The sequence below is a fragment of the Arthrobacter sp. MYb221 genome (assembly GCF_002979835.1).
Taxonomy (GTDB): domain Bacteria; phylum Actinomycetota; class Actinomycetes; order Actinomycetales; family Micrococcaceae; genus Glutamicibacter.
On record NZ_PCPW01000007.1, the window covers coordinates 201,375 to 219,640 of the forward strand.

Consider the following 18,266-nt stretch of genomic DNA (forward strand, 5'->3'; position numbering starts at 1 on the left):
ATCGAAAGACCTGGGAGGTCGATACCGAATGACCATGCCACCGAATGGCCACGCGACGGCGATAATCGATGAGATTTCCAAGGAAATCATCGAACAGCTGCAAGAAGACGGTCGCCGATCCTACGCGGCGATAGGCAAGGCCGTGGGCCTGAGCGAAGCAGCAGTCCGTCAACGCGTGCAGAAATTGGTGGACAGTCGAGCCATGCAAATTGTGGCGGTAACCAACCCATTGGAGCTGGGTTTCACCCGGCAAGCAATGATCGGAATTACCGCTTCAAGCGACATCAACGGGACCGCGGACCGCATCGCAGCAGTTCAAGAAGTGGACTACTGCGTGGTGACCGCAGGAAGCGCCGACATCCTGGCCGAAGTCATTTGTTCCAGCGATGAAGACCTCCTCCGCGTCATCAGCAAGATCCGCGGCACCGAAGGCGTCGTCAGCACGAATACGTACACGTACCTTTCTTTGAAAAAACAGGAATACAACTGGGGAACACGATGAGTACAACTCCACGCGGTACCGATCGCCAGCAGGCAGCTCGCGATCATCTTTGGATGCATATGGCCCGCCACTCAGGCCTTCACAACGGTGGCAATGTGCCAATTATTTCCCGCGGCGACGGGCATAAGATCTATGACGATCAGGGCAAGGAGTATATTGACGGGCTCTCGGGACTGTTCGTGGTCAACGCCGGACACGGGCGCGCCGAGCTTGCGCAAGCGGCCGCCAAACAGGCCGAAAAGTTGGCGTTTATGCCGCTTTGGTCCTACGCGCACGAACCGGCAATCGACCTGGCCGAGCGGCTAGCGCATTATGCACCGGGAGATCTGAACAGGGTCTTCTTCACCACCGGTGGCGGTGAAGCGGTGGAGTCGGCTTTCAAGCTTGCCAAGCAACATTTCAAGATGAAGGGCCTGCCGGGAAAAACCAAGGTCATTTCGCGGGCCTTGGCCTACCACGGCACACCGCAAGGTGCGTTGGCGATTACTTCCTTGCCGGATATGAAGACACCCTTCGAACCGCTGGTTCCGGGAACCTTCAGGGTTCCGAATACCAACTTCTACCGAGCACCCGAAATGTTTGCCGACAATGAAAAGGACTTCGGGCTGTGGGCGGCGGAAAGAATCCGCGAGGCTATCGAGTTCGAGGGCCCCGACACCGTCGCGGCGGTTTTCTTGGAACCGGTCCAGAACTCCGGCGGTTGCTTCCCACCGCCTCCGGGGTACTTCGATCGCGTACGCGAAATCTGCGATGAGCACGATGTGCTACTCGTTTCAGACGAAACCATCTGCGCATTCGGCCGCATCGGCTCGATGTTCGCTTGCAATGACTTCGGCTACGTTCCGGACATCATCACCTCGGCGAAGGCGCTCACCAGCGGTTACGCACCCCTGGGCGTCATGGTGGTTTCGGACAAGCTCTTCGAGCCATTCACCAAGGGCGACACCACGTTCTATCACGGTTATACCTTTGGCGGTCACCCGGTGGCGGCAGCCGTTGCTATGGCAAACCTCGACATTTTCGAGCGCGAGGGACTCAACGACAATGTCAAGAACAATGCCGAGAATTTCAAGTCGACGCTGGACAAACTCAAGGACCTGGATATCGTCGGTGACGTTCGCGGTGCCGGGTACTTCTACGGGATCGAACTGGTCAAGGACAAGAGCACCAAGGAGACCTTCAACGATGAGGAATCCGAACGGCTGCTCCGCCAGTATCTCTCCCCTGCGTTGTGGGAGGCCGGGCTGTACTGCCGCGCCGATGACCGAGGAGACCCAGTCATCCAGCTTGCGCCCCCGCTAACCATCGCGCAACCGGAATTCGATGAAATTGAATCGATCTTGCGTGCGGTACTTTCTGAGGCCTCCAACAAGATCTAGTCGGCCCCAGGACAATAGGCTCCAAACTGGATATAGCGATCGGTTCCGTCAAGGAGCCGGTCGCTATATTCATCTGGAAGTCAGCTCTATCGGTGCGCCGCCGCTCGTGCCGCAGCCAACCGATTGAGCGCCAGTGCGCCGACTAGCAGTCCGAAGTCGCGCAAGGCAACGTCAAAGTACCCGGGCAGGATCAGCAGGTTCACGATGATTCCCAGCAGCCAGAGGCTCACCACGAGAGAACCCAGTTTTGGCCGCAGAGCCACCAAGATGCCGGCGGCAATTTCCACGATACCGACGGCGTACATGAATTGTTGGGCCGACACCGGAATGATGTCGGTGGCCAATGGTGCGAGGTAAACCGTCCAGTCGGTGAGCAAGTTGAAGAACTTGTCCAAGCCGAACAAGATCGGGGCCACCGTAAAGATTGTGCGCAGCAGCACGAACGCCTGATGCTCCAGTGCGCGCGAGCGGACTTCCGCTGCGCTCATAGCCGTCGAAGCCATGTCCACCCCTCCTTTCTAAAATCAGATAATCTTATTTTAGAACCCCGCACTCTCTAAGTCAACAAAAACCAATTTTAGATTTACACTTAACTTATGCAGTTCTTTCCCCGCAAACGTTCGGTCCAGGCGGTCTCCGCATTAGCCGACCCGCTCCGCGCGAGAATCTACGAATTCCTCTCCCGCTCCGCGGAGCCGGCCAGCCGCGATGCGGTGGCGCAAGCGCTGGAACTGCCGCGAAATACGGTGTCATTTCAGCTTGAACGGCTGGTCAAAGAGGGCCTGCTGAGCTATGAGTTTCGCAAGCTGCGCGAAAACACCGGCCCCGGCTCGGGACGTCCCGCAAAACTGTATTCACCCGTTGCCCGGGAGATCGAGGCAAGCGTCCCGCACCGCGAATACACGCTGGCCGCTCAAATTATGGCCAAAGCCATCGAACGGGCAACACTGGAACAACGGCCGATCAATGAATTGCTCGCCGAAGTCTCGCGCGAAACCGGACGGGGTATCGCGGCCTCCAAAGACTCCCTGCAACAGACCCTGACCAATGGCGGCTATCTGCCACAGACGGATACCGCAGGCTCAATTCACCTCACCGATTGTCCCTTCCACCAGCTTTCGGCACAGCACCGGGACACCGTATGCCTGATGAACCGCGAGCTCTTAGCGGCGCTCCTCGAATCCGGCGATGCCCCTTATCGTGCCTGTCCGGTCACACCAGAAACCGGGCATTGCTGTGTACGTTTGGACCCGCTGACCTAGCGAGAGGCAATGCTAGGGCTAGGCCTTGCAGCATTTTCGCTTCATGCTCCGTGGTGCTCGCCGGCCAGCAGCCATCGGTGCTGTTCGACTTCTTCATCGAGTGGCGGTACCTCTTCTGCACACCAAGGCACGCCCCCTTTCTTGTCTGCTAGTTCAGGGCTAGGCTTGGGCCAACCAAAGGACAGGCGCAGATGCCACCAGGGCAAAACGCGCCTGGAGTGCAAAGGATCTGCCATGTGCCCGAATCCGGAACCATCAAGCGCAAGCATCGACGCGGCCCAAGCCCGAGAAGTTGCCGAGACATCTCGCGAGCAAGGCTGGGAACGGCCTAGTTTCGCCAAGGGCCTCTATATGGGTGAGGTTGATTTCTCGCTGATCACCCCAATGCCAGTTCCGGACCCGAAGGCCGCGGCGCGCGGAGAAAAATTCCTTGCCGAGCTGAAAACCGTGCTGGATGGCTTCAACGTTTCCGGTATTGAAGAAGACGCACGCGTACCGGATGAATACATAGCCGCGCTCCGGGAAGTGGGCGCGTTCGGCATGAAAATCCCTGAGGAATACGGCGGGTTGGAACTGAGCTTGCTGGATTATGGGCGCGCCTTGATGCGCGTCGGTTCGGTGTCCCCCGCACTCGGCGCGCTGCTTTCGGCGCACCAATCCATCGGCGTCCCAGAGCCCGTGAAGCGCTTCGGCACGGATGCCCAGAAACGCGAATACCTGCCACGCTGCGCGGCAGGGGAAATCAGCGCCTTTCTCCTGACCGAGAACGATGTCGGCTCCGATCCGGCGCGCTTGGGCACCCACGCGACGTTGAGCGAGGACGGTACGCATTATCTTCTGGAAGGTTCGAAGCTCTGGACCACCAATGGCGTAGTGGCAGACCTGCTGGTGGTGATGGCAGCGGTGAAGCCCCACGAAGCCTGCGGAACCGAGCCGGCAGGACGAGGCGGGATCACCGCGTTTGTCCTCGAGGCGAACTCTGCGGGCATCACGGTGGAAAACCGCAACGCATTTATGGGGCTACGCGGGATTGAAAACGGTGTCACCCGTTTCTCCGCCGTCAAGGTACCGGTGGAGAATCGGCTGAGCAAAGAGGGCTCGGGGCTGAGAATCGCGCTGAGCACCTTGAACACCGGACGGTTGTCAATTCCCGCGATGTGCGCGGGCGCCGGGAAATGGGCAACAAAAATTGCTCGCGAATGGTCCGCAGCCAGGGTGCAATGGGGCCACCCCGTGGGCAAGCACCAGGCGGTGGTCGCCAAGCTCTCCTATATGGCGGCAAGCACCTACGCGCTGGAGGCGGTCTTTGAACTGAGCGCGAGCCTCGCCGATGCGGGAATGAAAGATGTCCGCATCGAAGCGGCGCTCGCCAAGCTCTACAGTTCCGAAGCCGCCTGCAAGATCGCCGATGAGCTCATTCAGATCCGCGGGGGCCGTGGCTTCGAAACCGCCGCTTCCCAGGCCGCCCGGGGCGAACGGGCGGTCCCGGCCGAGCAGCTGCTGCGCGACCTGCGCATCAACCGCATCTTCGAGGGCTCCACCGAAATCATGCACCTGTTGATCGCCCGCGAGGCGGTTGACGCTCACCTCCAAGCCGCCGGGGCATTGGCGCAGAGCGATGCCACGCTGGAGGAAAAGGCCCGAGCCGCCATGGAGGCCTCCGGCTTCTATGCCCGCTGGCTGCCAAAGCTGATGGTCGGAGCCGGTACCGTGCCGGGGTCCTTTTCGGACCGGGGGCCGCTGGCCAAGCACTTGCGGTATATCGAACGCAGTTCACGCCGCCTGGCACGCCAGACCTTTGCCGGAATGGCGAGGTGGCAGTCCGGCATGGAGAAACAGCAGGTATTCCTGGGACGCATCGTGGACATCGGCGCCGAGCTGTTCGCCATGTCCGCAACGATCACCAAGACCTTGTCGCTCCACGATTCGGGCGCCGCCCAAAGATTCTCTGCCGAAACCCTGGCCCAGGCATTTTGCGAACAGGCGACCAAACGCTGCGAAGAGCACTTCAGCCACCTGTGGAGCAATACCACGCACCGTGACGAACAGGTTGCCGCCAAGCTATTGGATGGTGACTTCCAATGGCTCGAAGAGGGCGTGCGTGACGTCTCGGAAGGCACCGGCCCGTGGATCGCCGAATGGTCCGCGGAACCTCGCGAGGATGTCCGCAGACCCTACGGCGCCGCCGCGCGGCGCCCCAGCGCGGACTAGCTGCGGGAGAACTCCGAAGCGCGTCGCACCTGGTCCTCGCTGAGCCGAATTCCGGTGTACTTCTCAAATTGCGCCGCCGCTTGCAAGGCGATGACCTCGGCACCGGTAATGACCTGTTTCCCCAGCTGTTCTGCGGCGCGGATCAACGGTGTCTGCGCCGGAAAAGCTACCACGTCGAAGACGGTTTCTGCGGCCGCTAGATGGGGTAATTCGAAGGCCAGCTCCTGCTGGTGCGGCCCGTCCATGCCCAACGGGGTCACATTCACCAAAATATCGTGCCCTGGTTCGGGGTCGCCAACCTGATGGCGGTAGCCATACTTCGTGGCCAGTTCCTTTCCACTAGCTGCGTTGCGGGCCAGCACCGTCAAGTTTTCGAATCCCGCGTCGCGGAATGCTGCGACGACCGCCTTCGCCATGCCTCCGGATCCCCGGACCAGCACCGAGGCGTTCGGGTTCAGCCCGTGGTGGGTTATCAACTTCGCTATGGCTTCGTAGTCGGTATTCGACGCGCGAAGCACACCCTGGTCATTGACGATGGTGTTCACCGATTCTATGGACGCTGCCGAGGGCTCGATGACGTCCACGAGCTCCATCACATCTTCTTTAAACGGCATTGAGACGGCACAACCGCGGATGCCCAAGGCCCGAACCCCGGCGATGGCACCGTCCAGATCCTGGGTAGCAAACGCCTTGTAGATGAAGTTCAGCCCGAGTTCCTCGTAGAGGTAGTTGTGGAATCTCGTGCCGAGATTCGAGGGACGCTCCGAGAGCGAAATGCACAGGGTCATATCTTTGTTCAGTATGGGCATGGGTGCTCCGTTTCTCCGCTGGCCTCGTGGTGGGTGCAACTGCCGGATCCAGTTATCCGTGCATTCGATACCAAAGCAACGCTACCTGCAAGCTGGCTCGGGATTCTGCAGAATCCAGCGATACCCCAAGCTTCTCTTCGAGCTTCGCCAATCGGGCATACAGGGTTGGCCGCGAGAGGTAGCCCTGTTTGGCCAACGCGCTTTTGTTGCCTGCATGCTCCAGATATAGCTGAAGCAGCTCCAGGCCGGATTCATCTGGCGGGTTCAGCAGCCCGGATAGTTCGGTCAGCGCGAAGCTGCGCATGCGCGCATCCTGGCCCATGGCCGAGAGCACCCCGCGCAAGCGCAGGTCCGCGAAGCGGTAGTAGGGCCGGGCTCGGGTCGGGAGGTTGGGAACGATCTCCGCGACGAGGGCCGCCTCTTCCAACCGGCGAGCGCTCGCGCTGATGCTCGTTTCTTCGGCCGCCACCCCGACGGCGACCTGGGCGGAGAGCATCTCGGTCAGCTGTCGGGTGAACCGCTGCAGCGAGTTTTCCACCAGCTGCTTCGCCGCGACGGGGAGAATGACCCCGAGGTATCCGGAGCGCAGCGATCCGGCGAGCACTCCCAGACGCATATTCTCGGCCACCTGGTCTACGACTTCCAGCACTTCTCGTTCGCGGAGCTGGATGTCCGTGGGGCTGTGGGCCTCCCCCACGGCCAGCGAGACCACCAGCGGGACATAGTGCGCTCCGGCATCCAGGCCAAGAGACTCGGCCCGTACGGCCACTTCCTTGTCGGTGTAGGATTGGTGCTGCTGCAGCTCGTGCAGCATCGAGGTGCGGGCCTGGTAGAGAAGTTCGCGCTGGTCGCGGCCGGCTAATCGGGCGATGGTCAAGGTTTGGCCCGCCCGCTCCAAGACCAGGGCGGCGTTGTGCTCGTCCTCGAGCTCGGCCGGAACCACCAGCCTGCCCCATCGGCTGCGGACCGCGCCGACCGGGGTTTGCAGCCAGCTTTCGGCGCCGTGGCCACGCCCGGTCTGTTCGGCGTATCCGACGAATTTCGAGCGATTGATCCAGTGTTCCAGCACCGATTCGGCCCCGTATCCGGCACCGGCGTGGGCGAGCACATGGTGGCGGACATCTTCCAAGACCACCGGAGCCTGCAAAAGCTCCGCCGTGCGCTCAACGATGCGCTGTTCATCGGCTTCATGCAGCGAAAGCTCGGTATAGATCTCGTGGACGTTTCGGGAAAATTGCACCGCGGCCAGCTGTTCCGCCACGAGACGCTCGTGGATGACCTCGGTAATCTCCACGAAACGCACTTTCTTGCGCAACCGGATCACCGGCAGCGCCAGGGCATTCACCGCTTCGGCCAGGCGTGCGCCGATGCCGGCATCCGCGCCGCCGGGATCCTCCAGCAGTTCCACCACCACCCCGGCCGCTCCGGAATCCTCCAGCTTGGTCATGAACGCACGCAGCCGCTGCACGCTGGGCTCCACATTCCGCAAGGTGGTGAGCACGACTTCGCGGCCGAAGAGCAGATCGACGTTCTCTGCCGACTCGGTGACATGCACCCAGCGCAGGCGCACATCGAGGTTCTTCTCCCCCGAAAGGACCAGCGGTTCGGCGTTCTGCACGACCTTCAGCGCCAGCACGTCGGCCATGGTCAGGGAACCAGTTGTTTCAGCACTCATCCGTCAACCTTTACAAAGCGTAAGACCTTCCGCCTAAATCATGACACATCGCTTGTGTTACTTGTCATATTGGTGGCGCAAGATGGAATCAGATAACCACGAACGCACTTGAAGGGACTTTCTCATGACGACTACGATGACCGAAACTCTGCAGCACTGGGTCAATAACGCACCGTTCTCCGGCGAAGGCGACACCCGCACCGGCAAGGTCTACAACCCTGCCACCGGCGAGATTGCCCGCGAAGTCGCCTTGGCGTCCAAGAACACCACCGAAGCCGCCATCGCCGCAGCCCACGCAGCATTCCCCAAGTGGCGCGATACTTCGCTGGCCCGCCGCACCGCGATCATGTTCAACTTCCGCCAGCTGCTCGCCGAGCGCAAGGGCGAGCTGGCAGCCATCATCACCGCGGAGCACGGCAAGGTGCTCGATGACGCACTGGGTGAAGTGGCCCGCGGCATGGAAGTTGTCGAGCTGTGCTGCAACGCCCCCTACCTGCTCAAGGGCGAATACTCGGAGAACGCCTCCACCGGTGTGGACGTGCAGTCCCAGCGCCAGCCGGTCGGCGTTTCCGCCATCATTTCCCCTTTCAACTTCCCGGCCATGGTGCCGCTGTGGTTCTTCCCGGTCGCCATCGCCTCGGGCAACGCGGTAGTGCTCAAGCCTTCGGAGAAGGATCCCTCCGCGGCCCAGTGGATGGCCGAGCTGTTCGCCGAGGCGGGCCTGCCAGAGGGCGTGCTCAATGTGGTGCACGGTGACAAGGAGTCCGTGGACACGCTGCTGAACGATCCGCGCATCGCTTCGGTGTCCTTCGTCGGCTCCACCCCCATTGCCCAGTACGTCTACTCCACCGGCACCGCCAACGGCAAGCGTGTCCAGGCCTTCGGCGGCGCCAAGAACCACATGCTCGTGCTGCCCGACGCCGATCTGGATCTGGCCGCGGACATGGCCATCAACGCCGGCTTCGGCGCGGCCGGCGAGCGCTGCATGGCGATCAGCGTGGTGGTGGCGTTGGAGAACATCGCCGACGAGCTGGTCGCCAAGATCGCCGAGCGCGCCAAGAACCTGCGCGTGGGCGACGGCACCCGCGGCTGCGATATGGGCCCGCTGATCACCGGCGAGCACCGCGACAAGGTCGCCGGCTACATCGAGGCGGGCATCGAGTCCGGCGCCTCGCTGGTGGTCGACGGCCGCACCGGGGCGCTGGACGCGGACGGCAACGGCTTCTTCCTGCACCCCACCTTGTTCGACAACGTCGGCACCGACATGTCCATCTACACCGATGAGATCTTCGGCCCGGTGCTCTCGGTGGTCCGCGTGGATACCTTCAACGAGGGCATCGAGCTGATCAACGCCTCGAAGTACGGCAACGGCACCGCGATCTTCACCAACGACGGCGGCGCCGCGCGCCGCTTCGAGAACGAAATCCAGGTCGGCATGGTGGGCGTGAACGTGCCCATCCCGGTCCCGGTGGGCTACCACTCCTTCGGCGGCTGGAAGGCCTCGCTGTTCGGCGACCAGCATGCCTACGGCCCGGAGGGATTCAAGTTCTTCACCCGCAACAAGGTGATCACCAAGCGCTGGCTGGACCCGAGCCACGGCGGAATCAACCTCGGCTTCCCGCAGAACGACTAATTTTCCCCGCGTGCCCACGTGGTTTGAGTAGAAGGATCTAGATTCATGACCGAACAGCTCACCGCCGACATCTCGGCGGAAGAGATCGAAGCAGGCAAGCGCGCCTACCAGCTGGACCGCGACCACGTCTTCCATTCGTGGCAGGCGCAGGGACCGTTCAACCCGATGACCATTCTGAAGACGCAGGACTCCTACGTCTGGGATGGCGAAGGCCGGAAGCTGATCGACATTTCCAGCCAGCTGGTCAACACGAATATCGGCCATCAGCACCCCAAGGTGATCGCGGCCATCCAGGAGCAGGCCGCGAAGATCGCGACCATCGCCCCGCAGCATGTCAACGATGCGCGTTCCGAGGCGGCCCGGCTCATCGCCGAGCGCACCCCGGGAGACCTGAATCGGATCTTCTTCACCAACGGCGGGGCCGACGCGGTGGAGCATGCCATCCGCATGGCTCGGCTGCACACCGGAAAGCACAAGGTGCTCTCCGCCTACCGTTCCTACCACGGCGGCACGCAGCTGGCGATCAATGCGACCGGCGACCCGCGGCGCTTCGCCTCGGACCATGCCACCGACGGGGTAGTGCATTTCTTCCCCGCCTACCCCTACCGGTCCTACTTCGGCTCAACCAGCGAAGCGGAGGAAACCGAGCGGGCGCTGAAGCACCTGGAAGACACCATCGTCCTGGAGGGCGCCTCGACCATCGGCGCGTTGATCCTCGAATCCATTCCGGGCACCGCCGGCATCTATATGCCGCCGGCCGGCTACCTGGCCGGGGTGCGCGAGCTGACCCGCAAGTACGGGATCGTGTACATCGCCGACGAGGTGATGGCGGGATTCGGGCGCAGCGGCCAGTGGTTCTCGGTCAACCACTGGGGCGTCACCCCGGATCTGCTGACCTTCGCCAAGGGGGTGAACTCGGGCTACGTGCCGCTGGGCGGCGTGGCGATCAACGACGAGATCTTCGAGACCTTCCGCGAACGCCCCTACCCTGGCGGCTTGACCTACTCGGGCCACCCGCTGGCCTGCGCGGCGGCGGTCGCTACCATCCACGCGATGGAGGACGAGTCCATGGTGGCCAATGCCAAGCGCCTGGGCGATGAGATCATCGGCCCGCGGCTGGCGCAGTTCGCCGCGCAGCACCCCTCGGTGGGCGAGGTCCGCGGAGCCGGGGTGTTCTGGGCCATCGAGTTGGTCAAGAACCGTGAAACCCGCGAGCCGCTGGCGGCCTACGGCGGCTCCTCCCCCGAGATGAACGAGGTGGTGGCCGCGGCCAAGGCTGCCGGGCTGCTGCCCTTCGCCAACTTCAACCGGCTGCATGTGGTTCCGGCACTGAACATCCCGGACGATGTCCTGGTCGAAGCCCTGGACCGGCTGGAGCAGGCGCTGGTTGTCGCCGACAAGTTCGTGACCGGCTAGCCATGAGTTGTATCGGGCCCGGCGGGAGAGCATTATGCGCTCCCGCCGGGCCTTTTTAACACCCCCCCACCCCCTCTCGAGCCAAGGACGTCCCAGTGATCCCCGGAGAAGCCAACCAGTCCAGCAAGCAGCTATTAGACGCGCATCCACAGGCCTCGATACGTCCGGAAGACTGCCAACGGGCAAGCATCGACCGCTCGGGATATCTCCCGGAATCCTTCGCGGACGGCGTGGTTTTTGCCCGGAGCACCGCGGACGTGGTGCTGGCCATGGAGCTGGCCAGCAAGTTCGGGGTGAAGATCGTGCCGCGTGGCGCCGGAACCGGTTTGGCGGCCGGCGCAACGGCCCGGCGCGGCGAAGTGGTCCTGGACGTCTCGAAAATGGATCGGATCATCTCCATCGATCCCGTCGAGCAGATCGCGGTGGTTCAGCCCGGCGTCATCAATGCGGCGGTTAATGCCGCCGCCGGTGAGCTCGGCCTGTTCTATGCCCCGGATCCGGCAAGCACCGCCATCTGCTCCATCGGTGGAAATATTGCCACCAACGCCGGGGGCATGTGGTGCGCCAAGTACGGGGTGACCCGCGAATCGGTTTTGGCCCTGACCGTGGTGCTCCCCGATGGGCAGCTGCTGCGCACCGGGCGCCGCACCATCAAGGGCGTGGCCGGCTACGACATGAATGCCCTCTTCATCGGCTCCGAGGGAACCTTGGGCATTGTGGTGGAAGCCGTGCTGCGCCTGCGCCCCAAGCCGATTCGCACCGCGACCGCCGCCGCTTATTTCCCCGATGAGTCCCGCGCCGCGCAGGCCGCGGCGGCGATTATTTCCGCTCGGCTGCAGCCTTCGGTTTTGGAACTCATGGACGGGCCCAGCCTCTGGGCCATCGATGGCGCCCTGGGCACCGGGCACCGGGAGCTAGGTGGCGCCCTGCTCCTGGCGCAAACCGACGGGTTCGGCGCCGAACTGGAAATGCAGGCACTGGTGGAGGCCATTATGCCGCTGGCCTCGCGCATCGACCGCGCCGAGGACGAAGCGCAGGCGGCTCAGCTGATGGAAGCACGGCGCCAGGCGATCCCCAGCATGGAGCAGCTAGGTACGGTATCGATCTGCGACATCGGGGTGCCACGCAGCAAACTCGCCGAGGCGCTGGCCGGCCTGGCCGAAATCGGCGAGCGGCGCGGCGTGCGCATCTTCACCATCGCCCATGCCGCAGACGGCAATCTGCACCCGGTCATCGTGGTGGATCCGGGGCAGTCCATCACCTCAGGGGCGCCCAAGGCGGCACTGGCCGACATGTTCCATCTGGCCCAACGCTTGGGCGGCACGCTGACCGGCGAGCACGGCATCGGCCTGCTCAAGCAGGATTGGCTCGAGGAAGAAATCGGGTCGCGTTCGCTGCGGTTGCAGCATTCCATCAGGCAGGTATTCGATCCGCAGGGAATCCTCAACCCCGGCAAGGGGATCTAGGCGCGTGCTGCCCGGCGCCCACAAGGGACCGGTCCCCACTCATTGGACGATCTACTGGTGTTTAATACCTCTGGTCAGCTAGCGTATCTTTGGCTAGGATCGGACCATGGAGATGCTGGGATACGAACCGATAGATTTTCTGCGGCCACTGGTTTATTTTGGTGTCGCGGTGACCTTGGTGCTGATCTGCTTCCCCACGCTCATCCACGGGCTGATCCGCCGCGGCGACTTCCAGCGGAAGCCCGACGGGCTGCAAACCTATGCCTTGAAGTCTTCGATACGCACCGAACTGATCGTTGCCGGTGCCTCCGGCTTGCTTGCCATCGTGTGCACGATCGTCGCCGCCAGCGGCTATTTCACCGCCATGAAGCACCTCGAGGCGAACATTGCGCTGAAGTACGAGCCGACAAGCCTGGATCTGGGCTATTGGAATGGTTCCTGGGCTACCACCAGCTTGGTGCTGCCCGACGGCACGTCGTTCAGCGACGTCGTCGTCGAGGTTCGTGAGGCCGGGGAACCATTTATCGAGGAGATTTGGTACCACGAGCGCAAACAAGGTAACCAGTAGTCTCTTTCAAGCTAATGTATATGCAATACTGATCCCCGGATCTAATTTGCGCACCGCGCGCGACGTCAAGCCGCAAAGGGGAATGAACACGATGATGGGTATGAATGGTGCACCGGCGGGTGATCCGTTCCAGCCTCACCTCGAGTGGGGCCTGAAGGCTTCCTTTGTGGGCTATATTTCTTCGCTTCCCGACGGCCGTATCGAAGCATCCAACGGGGTGTGGCAGGTTGGCAATAACCTCGCGTTCCCGGTCGCCGTGGACGCCGAATCCCCCGAAGGCGAGCTGCGCTTCAACGGCCGTGTCTCCTTCGTGGGCCATGGCGGAATGATGAAGCTGGACCTCATCGAACCGCGCATCGAAGAACACGATGATTTGGTCCTGCTCAGCGTCGCCAACGAAAACGGCGAGCGCCTGCCCATCGCCGAACTGGTCGAAACCGCCGTGTCCAATGCCTTCGGTCTGGTCAAAACCCGCTTCGCGGCATCACTGACGGAACAGGGCTCGGCCCTGTTCAACGGACAGTACAAGTCCGGCCAAGACATGGAACCGGTTGAGGTCGTCTTGCGCGGCTAGCGGGCAGGCACCACATGCTTCAAAGGGTCCGCAGCTCCTTGCCGGAGTTGCGGACCCTTTGCGCTTTTTTATCAGCCCTTGATCAGCTGCGGCTGAGCCAGTGCCTTGAGCCCATCCAGCCCGAATTCCAAACCATAGCCGGACTGCTTGGCCCCGCCGAACGGAATGCGCGGATCGATAGTGCCGTGCGAATTGATCCAGACCGTGCCGGCCTGGATCCGTGCCGCTACGGCAAGAGCCTGCTCGCGATCCGAGCCCCAGACCGAAGCGCCCAGTCCGGTCTCCAACGAGTTAGCGTGGGTTATGGCTTCTTCCACGTTCTTAACCTTGACAATCGGCAAGGCCGGACCGAACTGCTCCTCGGTGACCAGAGGATTTTGCGGATCGATATCTGCCACCAGGGTGGTTGGGTAGAAGTATCCGGCAGCTTCGCTGTCCGGGTCGGCCCCCAGCAGCACCGTCGCACCGGAGTCCACCGCACTCTGGACCAGGTCGGCGACGATCTTATATTGGGCCTTATTCTGCAGCGGGCCGAGGACGTTGTTCTCATCAAGGCCCACGCCCATTGGCATCTTGGCGGCCACCTCGGTCAAGGCCTGGCAGACCTGCGCGTAGATGGATTCCGGGACGTACAGGCGCTTCAAGGCGGCACAGGTTTGGCCGGTGTTGATGAATGCGCCCCAGAACAGATCCTCGGCGATGGCCTTCGGATCGGCGTCCTCCATGACGATTCCCGCATCGTTTCCACCCAGCTCGAGGGTCAGCCGCTTGACGGTGTCGGCCGAAGAGCGAATGATCGCCTTTCCTGTCGGGGTGGACCCGGTGAACATGATCTTATTGATCTCTGGGTGGGCGGAGAGCTTCTCTCCTACTTCACGGCCACCGGCCACTACATGCAGCACATCCGCTGGCAAGACCTCGTTGAGGACATGCCCCAAGGCCAGCACCGACAACGGGGTGTATTCGCTTGGCTTCATGACCACGGTGTTGCCCATGCGCAGCGAAGGCGCCAGCTGCCAGATGGAGATCATCATCGGCCAGTTCCACGGTCCAATGGCGCCCACCACGCCTAGGGCACGGTAGTGTTTGGCGGCGTAGGTTTCCCCGTCGTCCACCACGACCTCCGGCTCCACCTCATAGGCGGTGGCGGCGCGCAGCCAAGCCGCGCATCCTCCAATTTCGAAGCGAGCGTTGGGACCGTTTAGCGGTTTGCCCTGTTCCCGGGAAAGCAGCTCGGCCAAGGCCTCGGCGTTGGCTTCGATGCGATCCGCGGCCAGGTTCAGCAGACGATTGCGCTCTTCGTGGCCGAGTGCGTCCCATGCAGGTTGTGCAGTTCGGGCGGCGCTCACCGCGGCGTCCAAATCTGCCACGCTGCTTTGGGCTACCCGGCCGACGAGCTCTCCGGTGGCCGGGTCAAAGATTTCGGTGCCGCCGGAAGCCGGCTGAATAGCGGACAGCAGTTCCTGTGCGTTGGAGTATGACATTGAGATCTCCCTTGGTTAGTTCAGAGTTGTTTCATGGATTTTAGATTGAGCAGACTTATTCCGGATCTTTCGCACCCACCAAGAAAGCAGGAAGCCGAGGATACCGGGCACAATGACTATTGCTTGCAAGATATAGGGCAACGCCCCTGGTTCCTCCAAGCCGATCAGAACATCGAAGTTGATGACGATCTGGACAAAGACAAAGCTCAGCGCCAGCCCGGCAGCAATTGGGGCGATAACACGGGTGAGCAGCGAATCTGCCGTACGGTTCCTGGCGAAGTATCCGCACACCGCGAATGAAGTCAGCGCCATCAGCAGCACCAGCCCGAAGGCGGCGGAGTTTGTCATCCAAGTGAACATGGTGAAGACGATAAATATCGGGTCCTTGCCGGCGGAGACCACCGCAAATACCACGATCACCAGCAAGGCAAGCAATGACTGGGCCTGGGAACCGGCGACCGGCGCGTGGGTTCGGCGTGAGGTCTTCGCGAGGAACTTCGGCAAGGCGCCACCGCGGCCCATGGAGTAAAAGTAGCGTGCCACCACGTTGTGGAAGGCAAGCAGCGCGGCGAACAGGCTGGTGATGAACAGCAGGTTAGCGATGTCAACGAACCAGCCCGGCGCATGGGCACCGAGGAATACGAAGATCAGATCGGGTCCGAATTCTGCCGAGGCCGCGGCGACATTTCCCTGCCCCTCGCCCACGGCAACGGCCCACGCGGAGAAGGCATAGAATACTGCGATGATCGTGACGGCAATCAGCGTGGCACTGCGGGCCGTGCGCTTTGGATCCTTGACCTCTTCGTTGTAGATAGTTCCAGACTCGAACCCCATGAATGCCGCGATGCTGAACGCCATGACCGCGCCCATGCCCGGCGCCATCGCGTCACCGACGTTGAATGCAGCGTTGAATTCTGGTGCTTCCGGAGCGACCGCGAAGGTCATCGCGTCATAAACAATGACCACGAGGAATTCCAGCGCGACGACGAATCCAAGAATTTTGACGGAGAAATCGACCCGGTTCATACCCAGCGCACCGACCAGAATCCAAGCGACTAGCGCCATAACCCACCAAGGGATGGTGGAGCCTAAGAGGCCGGAAGCGAAGGAAGCCGCCGCGAACCCGAAGAGCCCATAGATGCCGATCTGCATGAGGTTGTAGCTGACAACCGCGACCATAGCCGCGCCGACGCCGGCGGCTTGGCCCAGGCCTCCGGCGATATACGCGTAGAAGGCGCCCGCGTTAGGTATATGCTGGCTCATCGCGGTGTAGCCGATGCTGAAGATCAGCAGGATAATTCCCAGAATGACAAATGACAGCGGCACCGAATCCATGCCGGTCACCGCATAGTTTGTCGTTACGCCGCCGGCGACAACCGTCAGCGGTGCGCTGGCCGCGATAATCATGACTACCAGTGCTGGCACCGATAAGGTGCGTTGTTCGAGTCCCATTGGTTTCCCCACTCAATCTATCGATATCTCAAGGATCCATGGCGGGGTTCACATTCACGTTGCCGTTGCGTGCAGGGCTCTTGCCCATGCGCGCATACGATGGCTCAGGCCAACGCCTTGAGCCTGAATTTACCGGGAGTCAGCCCGTATTCGCGGGCGAAGGCTCTGGTGAATCCGGGTGCATCGACGATGCCTACGCGCGTGCCGACCCTCTGGACCGACACCTGTGCCAGCAATGGGTCGCTCAAAAGCTCGGCAGCGTATTTCATCCGATAATGCCGGATGAGGGCGGCAACGCTGCGTGGCTCCTCCGCGAAGAGAGCATGCAGGGTTCGCACCGAGATGAAGTGGGCTTCTGCAATATAAGCGGGCGTTAGCTCCGGAGCGTCCAGGCGCTGCTCTATGAATTCGATAATGCGTTCGCGCTGGGCAATCCGTGGGTCCACCGCATGGGCATGGGATAGCACACCGCCCAGCGAGGTCGCCAGCAGATCCACGGTATTGCGGGCAAGCCCCGCGCCACCATATCGATCCCACTGTGCCAGGTTTTCGCCCAAATGCCGCAACAGCGGCGTAACAGTTCCGGTGAGCGGATGCCCGGCTTCCATTCGAGTAGCGGTGATTTCGCCGACCTGGTGGCGCGAGAGCCGAAACTGATGATGCGGAATGAGCACCACCATCAGTGAGGCCGCCTGGTCAAAGCTCAGCGTGTAGGGCCGCTGAGTATCGTAGATTGCCAAGTCTCCGGGGGCTAAAACGGTTTCGCGTCCATCTTGAATCAACAGGCCGTGCCCGGCGAGCTGATAAGAGACTTTGTAGAATTCCCCGTCTCCGGTGGAGGTCAGGTCCTCGGTACGCAAGACGGTGTGCGCCTTGGAATTCACTCGCATCAGTCCGATGTTGCCGAGCATATTGACCCCGAGGCTGGCCGAGAAGTGACCGGCGGTTACCTGCTCGCTGCGTAATTGCACGAAGGCATCAGAGATCAGCCTGGACCATGCGCTGAACGAGTCAACATGTTGAATCTGATACATCGAGACCTCTCTGGAACGCACCCCCGTTGTGTCGGGCATCACGTTTGAGGGTACGGCAGTTCTACTCCAAAGTCACCTTTATTCTTCAGGCGGAGAATAAAGAATATTTATCGCGGCAGGGCCACGAGCGCACGCAGCTGGTATTCGAGCTGCTCAACCAGCGATTGAGCGGTATTCGTCCGGGCGTCGAGCACGCTCGCACCCTGCGCACCAAGCATGAAGTTGAGCAGCGAGTCACGTGCCACCATCGCACCCGGGTGCCCATCACCCAAGATATCGACCAGCCAGCCGTCCAGCATGGTGCGCCAGCGATCCATCGCCACCGCATTCACCTCAGCCAAATCCGGCTCGCCGAGTGCCAGATGCCAGAAATGCACGGCAACACGCCCCTCGTCCCGACGCTCCTCATCCAAGGGGAGCACCTCTAGCGCAAAGGCGCGAATCGCGTCTACGCCCTTGAGCGTCGCGGTCTTTTCGGCAATGCGTCGGCTGGTTGAGTCGGCAACGTAATTGAATGTCGCAACCAGAATCGCGTCACGGTTCGGAAAATAGGTTTTCAATCCACCGTTGGCATAGCCAGCCGCGGCGGACAGGTCGCGCAGGTTCAGCTTGTCGAAGCCTTGCCTGGCAATAAAGCGCCAGGTGACTTCGACAATCTCGCGGCGCCGCTGGTTGTGGTCAACAATTCTTGGCATGCACCCAGCCTAGCTAAGACAAGTTTTCTTCGGCGCGCTATTGCCACGAGTCGCCATTTTCCGTATTCTCTACAAGCAGAGAATAAAAAGTGGTTCGACTCACATC

16 protein-coding genes are annotated in these 18,266 nt (G+C 61.6%); 9 read left to right on the plus strand and 7 right to left on the minus strand.

The features are described from left to right. The first annotated feature begins 28 nt into the window (after positions 1 to 28). Positions 29 to 502 (plus strand): Lrp/AsnC family transcriptional regulator, encoded by a 474-nt coding sequence (locus tag CQ015_RS10835; protein WP_105553304.1) that lies wholly within the window; start codon positions 29 to 31, stop codon positions 500 to 502. Then, positions 499 to 1,881 carry an aspartate aminotransferase family protein gene (locus CQ015_RS10840; protein ID WP_105568680.1) on the plus strand — a complete coding sequence of 461 codons (1,383 nt, stop codon included), beginning with the start codon at positions 499 to 501 and terminating at the stop codon, positions 1,879 to 1,881. The genes CQ015_RS10835 and CQ015_RS10840 overlap by 4 nt, the downstream gene beginning before the upstream one ends. Before the next feature lie 86 nt (positions 1,882 to 1,967). Here the strand turns inward: CQ015_RS10840 and CQ015_RS10845 are convergent, their stop codons facing one another. Continuing rightward, entirely contained in the window at positions 1,968 to 2,384 is a 417-nt protein-coding gene (locus CQ015_RS10845; RefSeq protein WP_105568679.1) for a hypothetical protein, read from the minus strand. A 93-nt stretch (positions 2,385 to 2,477) separates the two neighbouring features. Between CQ015_RS10845 and CQ015_RS10850 the strand changes: the two genes are divergently transcribed. Continuing rightward, positions 2,478 to 3,143 carry a metalloregulator ArsR/SmtB family transcription factor gene (locus CQ015_RS10850; RefSeq protein WP_105650097.1) on the plus strand — a complete coding sequence of 222 codons (666 nt, stop codon included), beginning with the start codon at positions 2,478 to 2,480 and terminating at the stop codon, positions 3,141 to 3,143. Positions 3,144 to 3,377: 234 nt separating this feature from the next. Next, entirely contained in the window at positions 3,378 to 5,354 is a 1,977-nt protein-coding gene (locus tag CQ015_RS10855; RefSeq protein WP_105650098.1) for an acyl-CoA dehydrogenase family protein, read from the plus strand. On the opposite strand, the gene CQ015_RS10860 is transcribed toward CQ015_RS10855, so the two are convergent. Both CQ015_RS10860 and CQ015_RS10865 read right to left on the minus strand, forming a co-directional pair. Continuing rightward, positions 5,351 to 6,163 (minus strand): shikimate 5-dehydrogenase, encoded by an 813-nt coding sequence (locus CQ015_RS10860; RefSeq protein WP_105650099.1) that lies wholly within the window; start codon positions 6,161 to 6,163, stop codon positions 5,351 to 5,353. The genes CQ015_RS10855 and CQ015_RS10860 overlap by 4 nt on opposite strands. Before the next feature lie 52 nt (positions 6,164 to 6,215). Further along, positions 6,216 to 7,838 (minus strand): PucR family transcriptional regulator, encoded by a 1,623-nt coding sequence (locus CQ015_RS10865; protein ID WP_105650100.1) that lies wholly within the window; start codon positions 7,836 to 7,838, stop codon positions 6,216 to 6,218. 124 nt (positions 7,839 to 7,962) lie between these two features. Between CQ015_RS10865 and CQ015_RS10870 the strand changes: the two genes are divergently transcribed. From CQ015_RS10870 to CQ015_RS10890, 5 genes are all read left to right on the plus strand, one after another. Then, positions 7,963 to 9,471, plus strand: a complete 1,509-nt coding sequence (locus CQ015_RS10870) for a CoA-acylating methylmalonate-semialdehyde dehydrogenase (protein WP_105650101.1) — start codon at positions 7,963 to 7,965, stop codon at positions 9,469 to 9,471. A 45-nt stretch (positions 9,472 to 9,516) separates the two neighbouring features. After that, the gene (locus tag CQ015_RS10875) at positions 9,517 to 10,887 is read left to right on the plus strand and encodes an aspartate aminotransferase family protein (RefSeq protein WP_105553312.1); all 1,371 of its coding nucleotides are present in this window, start codon (positions 9,517 to 9,519) and stop codon (positions 10,885 to 10,887) included. 95 nt (positions 10,888 to 10,982) lie between these two features. Next, entirely contained in the window at positions 10,983 to 12,353 is a 1,371-nt protein-coding gene (locus tag CQ015_RS10880) for an FAD-binding oxidoreductase (RefSeq protein WP_258133802.1), read from the plus strand. A 106-nt stretch (positions 12,354 to 12,459) separates the two neighbouring features. Beyond that, positions 12,460 to 12,921: a hypothetical protein gene (locus CQ015_RS18980; RefSeq protein WP_181148205.1), complete on the plus strand. Its 462-nt coding sequence runs from the start codon at positions 12,460 to 12,462 to the stop codon at positions 12,919 to 12,921. Positions 12,922 to 13,021: 100 nt separating this feature from the next. Next, on the plus strand, positions 13,022 to 13,495 hold the full coding sequence (locus CQ015_RS10890; RefSeq protein WP_181148204.1) for an HtaA domain-containing protein: 474 nt from the start codon (positions 13,022 to 13,024) through the stop codon (positions 13,493 to 13,495). A 71-nt stretch (positions 13,496 to 13,566) separates the two neighbouring features. Here CQ015_RS10890 and CQ015_RS10895 read toward each other — a convergent pair whose 3' ends face one another. The 4 genes from CQ015_RS10895 to CQ015_RS10910 all read right to left on the minus strand — a co-directional run bounded on the left by CQ015_RS10895 (position 13,567) and on the right by CQ015_RS10910 (position 18,160). After that, positions 13,567 to 14,979 carry an aldehyde dehydrogenase family protein gene (locus CQ015_RS10895; protein ID WP_105650103.1) on the minus strand — a complete coding sequence of 471 codons (1,413 nt, stop codon included), beginning with the start codon at positions 14,977 to 14,979 and terminating at the stop codon, positions 13,567 to 13,569. Between the two features lie 15 nt (positions 14,980 to 14,994). Continuing rightward, complete coding sequence (locus CQ015_RS10900) at positions 14,995 to 16,431, minus strand: APC family permease (protein WP_105650104.1); 1,437 nt, start codon at positions 16,429 to 16,431, stop codon at positions 14,995 to 14,997. Between the two features lie 104 nt (positions 16,432 to 16,535). Continuing rightward, positions 16,536 to 17,465, minus strand: a complete 930-nt coding sequence (locus CQ015_RS10905) for a helix-turn-helix domain-containing protein (RefSeq protein ID WP_181150399.1) — start codon at positions 17,463 to 17,465, stop codon at positions 16,536 to 16,538. 107 nt (positions 17,466 to 17,572) lie between these two features. Further along, complete coding sequence (locus CQ015_RS10910; RefSeq protein WP_105553318.1) at positions 17,573 to 18,160, minus strand: TetR/AcrR family transcriptional regulator; 588 nt, start codon at positions 18,158 to 18,160, stop codon at positions 17,573 to 17,575. Positions 18,161 to 18,266 lie beyond the last annotated feature (106 nt).

Coding starts and splice junctions, on each gene's coding strand:
- CQ015_RS10835 (WP_105553304.1), top strand. CDS start 29: ATGACCATGCCACCGAATGGCCACGCGACGGCGATAATCGATGAGATT.
- CQ015_RS10840 (WP_105568680.1), top strand. CDS start 499: ATGAGTACAACTCCACGCGGTACCGATCGCCAGCAGGCAGCTCGCGAT.
- CQ015_RS10845 (WP_105568679.1), bottom strand. CDS start 2,384: ATGGCTTCGACGGCTATGAGCGCAGCGGAAGTCCGCTCGCGCGCACTG.
- CQ015_RS10850 (WP_105650097.1), top strand. CDS start 2,478: ATGCAGTTCTTTCCCCGCAAACGTTCGGTCCAGGCGGTCTCCGCATTA.
- CQ015_RS10855 (WP_105650098.1), top strand. CDS start 3,378: ATGTGCCCGAATCCGGAACCATCAAGCGCAAGCATCGACGCGGCCCAA.
- CQ015_RS10860 (WP_105650099.1), bottom strand. CDS start 6,163: ATGCCCATACTGAACAAAGATATGACCCTGTGCATTTCGCTCTCGGAG.
- CQ015_RS10865 (WP_105650100.1), bottom strand. CDS start 7,838: ATGAGTGCTGAAACAACTGGTTCCCTGACCATGGCCGACGTGCTGGCG.
- CQ015_RS10870 (WP_105650101.1), top strand. CDS start 7,963: ATGACGACTACGATGACCGAAACTCTGCAGCACTGGGTCAATAACGCA.
- CQ015_RS10875 (WP_105553312.1), top strand. CDS start 9,517: ATGACCGAACAGCTCACCGCCGACATCTCGGCGGAAGAGATCGAAGCA.
- CQ015_RS18980 (WP_181148205.1), top strand. CDS start 12,460: ATGGAGATGCTGGGATACGAACCGATAGATTTTCTGCGGCCACTGGTT.
- CQ015_RS10890 (WP_181148204.1), top strand. CDS start 13,022: ATGAATGGTGCACCGGCGGGTGATCCGTTCCAGCCTCACCTCGAGTGG.
- CQ015_RS10895 (WP_105650103.1), bottom strand. CDS start 14,979: ATGTCATACTCCAACGCACAGGAACTGCTGTCCGCTATTCAGCCGGCT.
- CQ015_RS10900 (WP_105650104.1), bottom strand. CDS start 16,431: ATGGGACTCGAACAACGCACCTTATCGGTGCCAGCACTGGTAGTCATG.
- CQ015_RS10905 (WP_181150399.1), bottom strand. CDS start 17,465: ATGTATCAGATTCAACATGTTGACTCGTTCAGCGCATGGTCCAGGCTG.
- CQ015_RS10910 (WP_105553318.1), bottom strand. CDS start 18,160: ATGCCAAGAATTGTTGACCACAACCAGCGGCGCCGCGAGATTGTCGAA.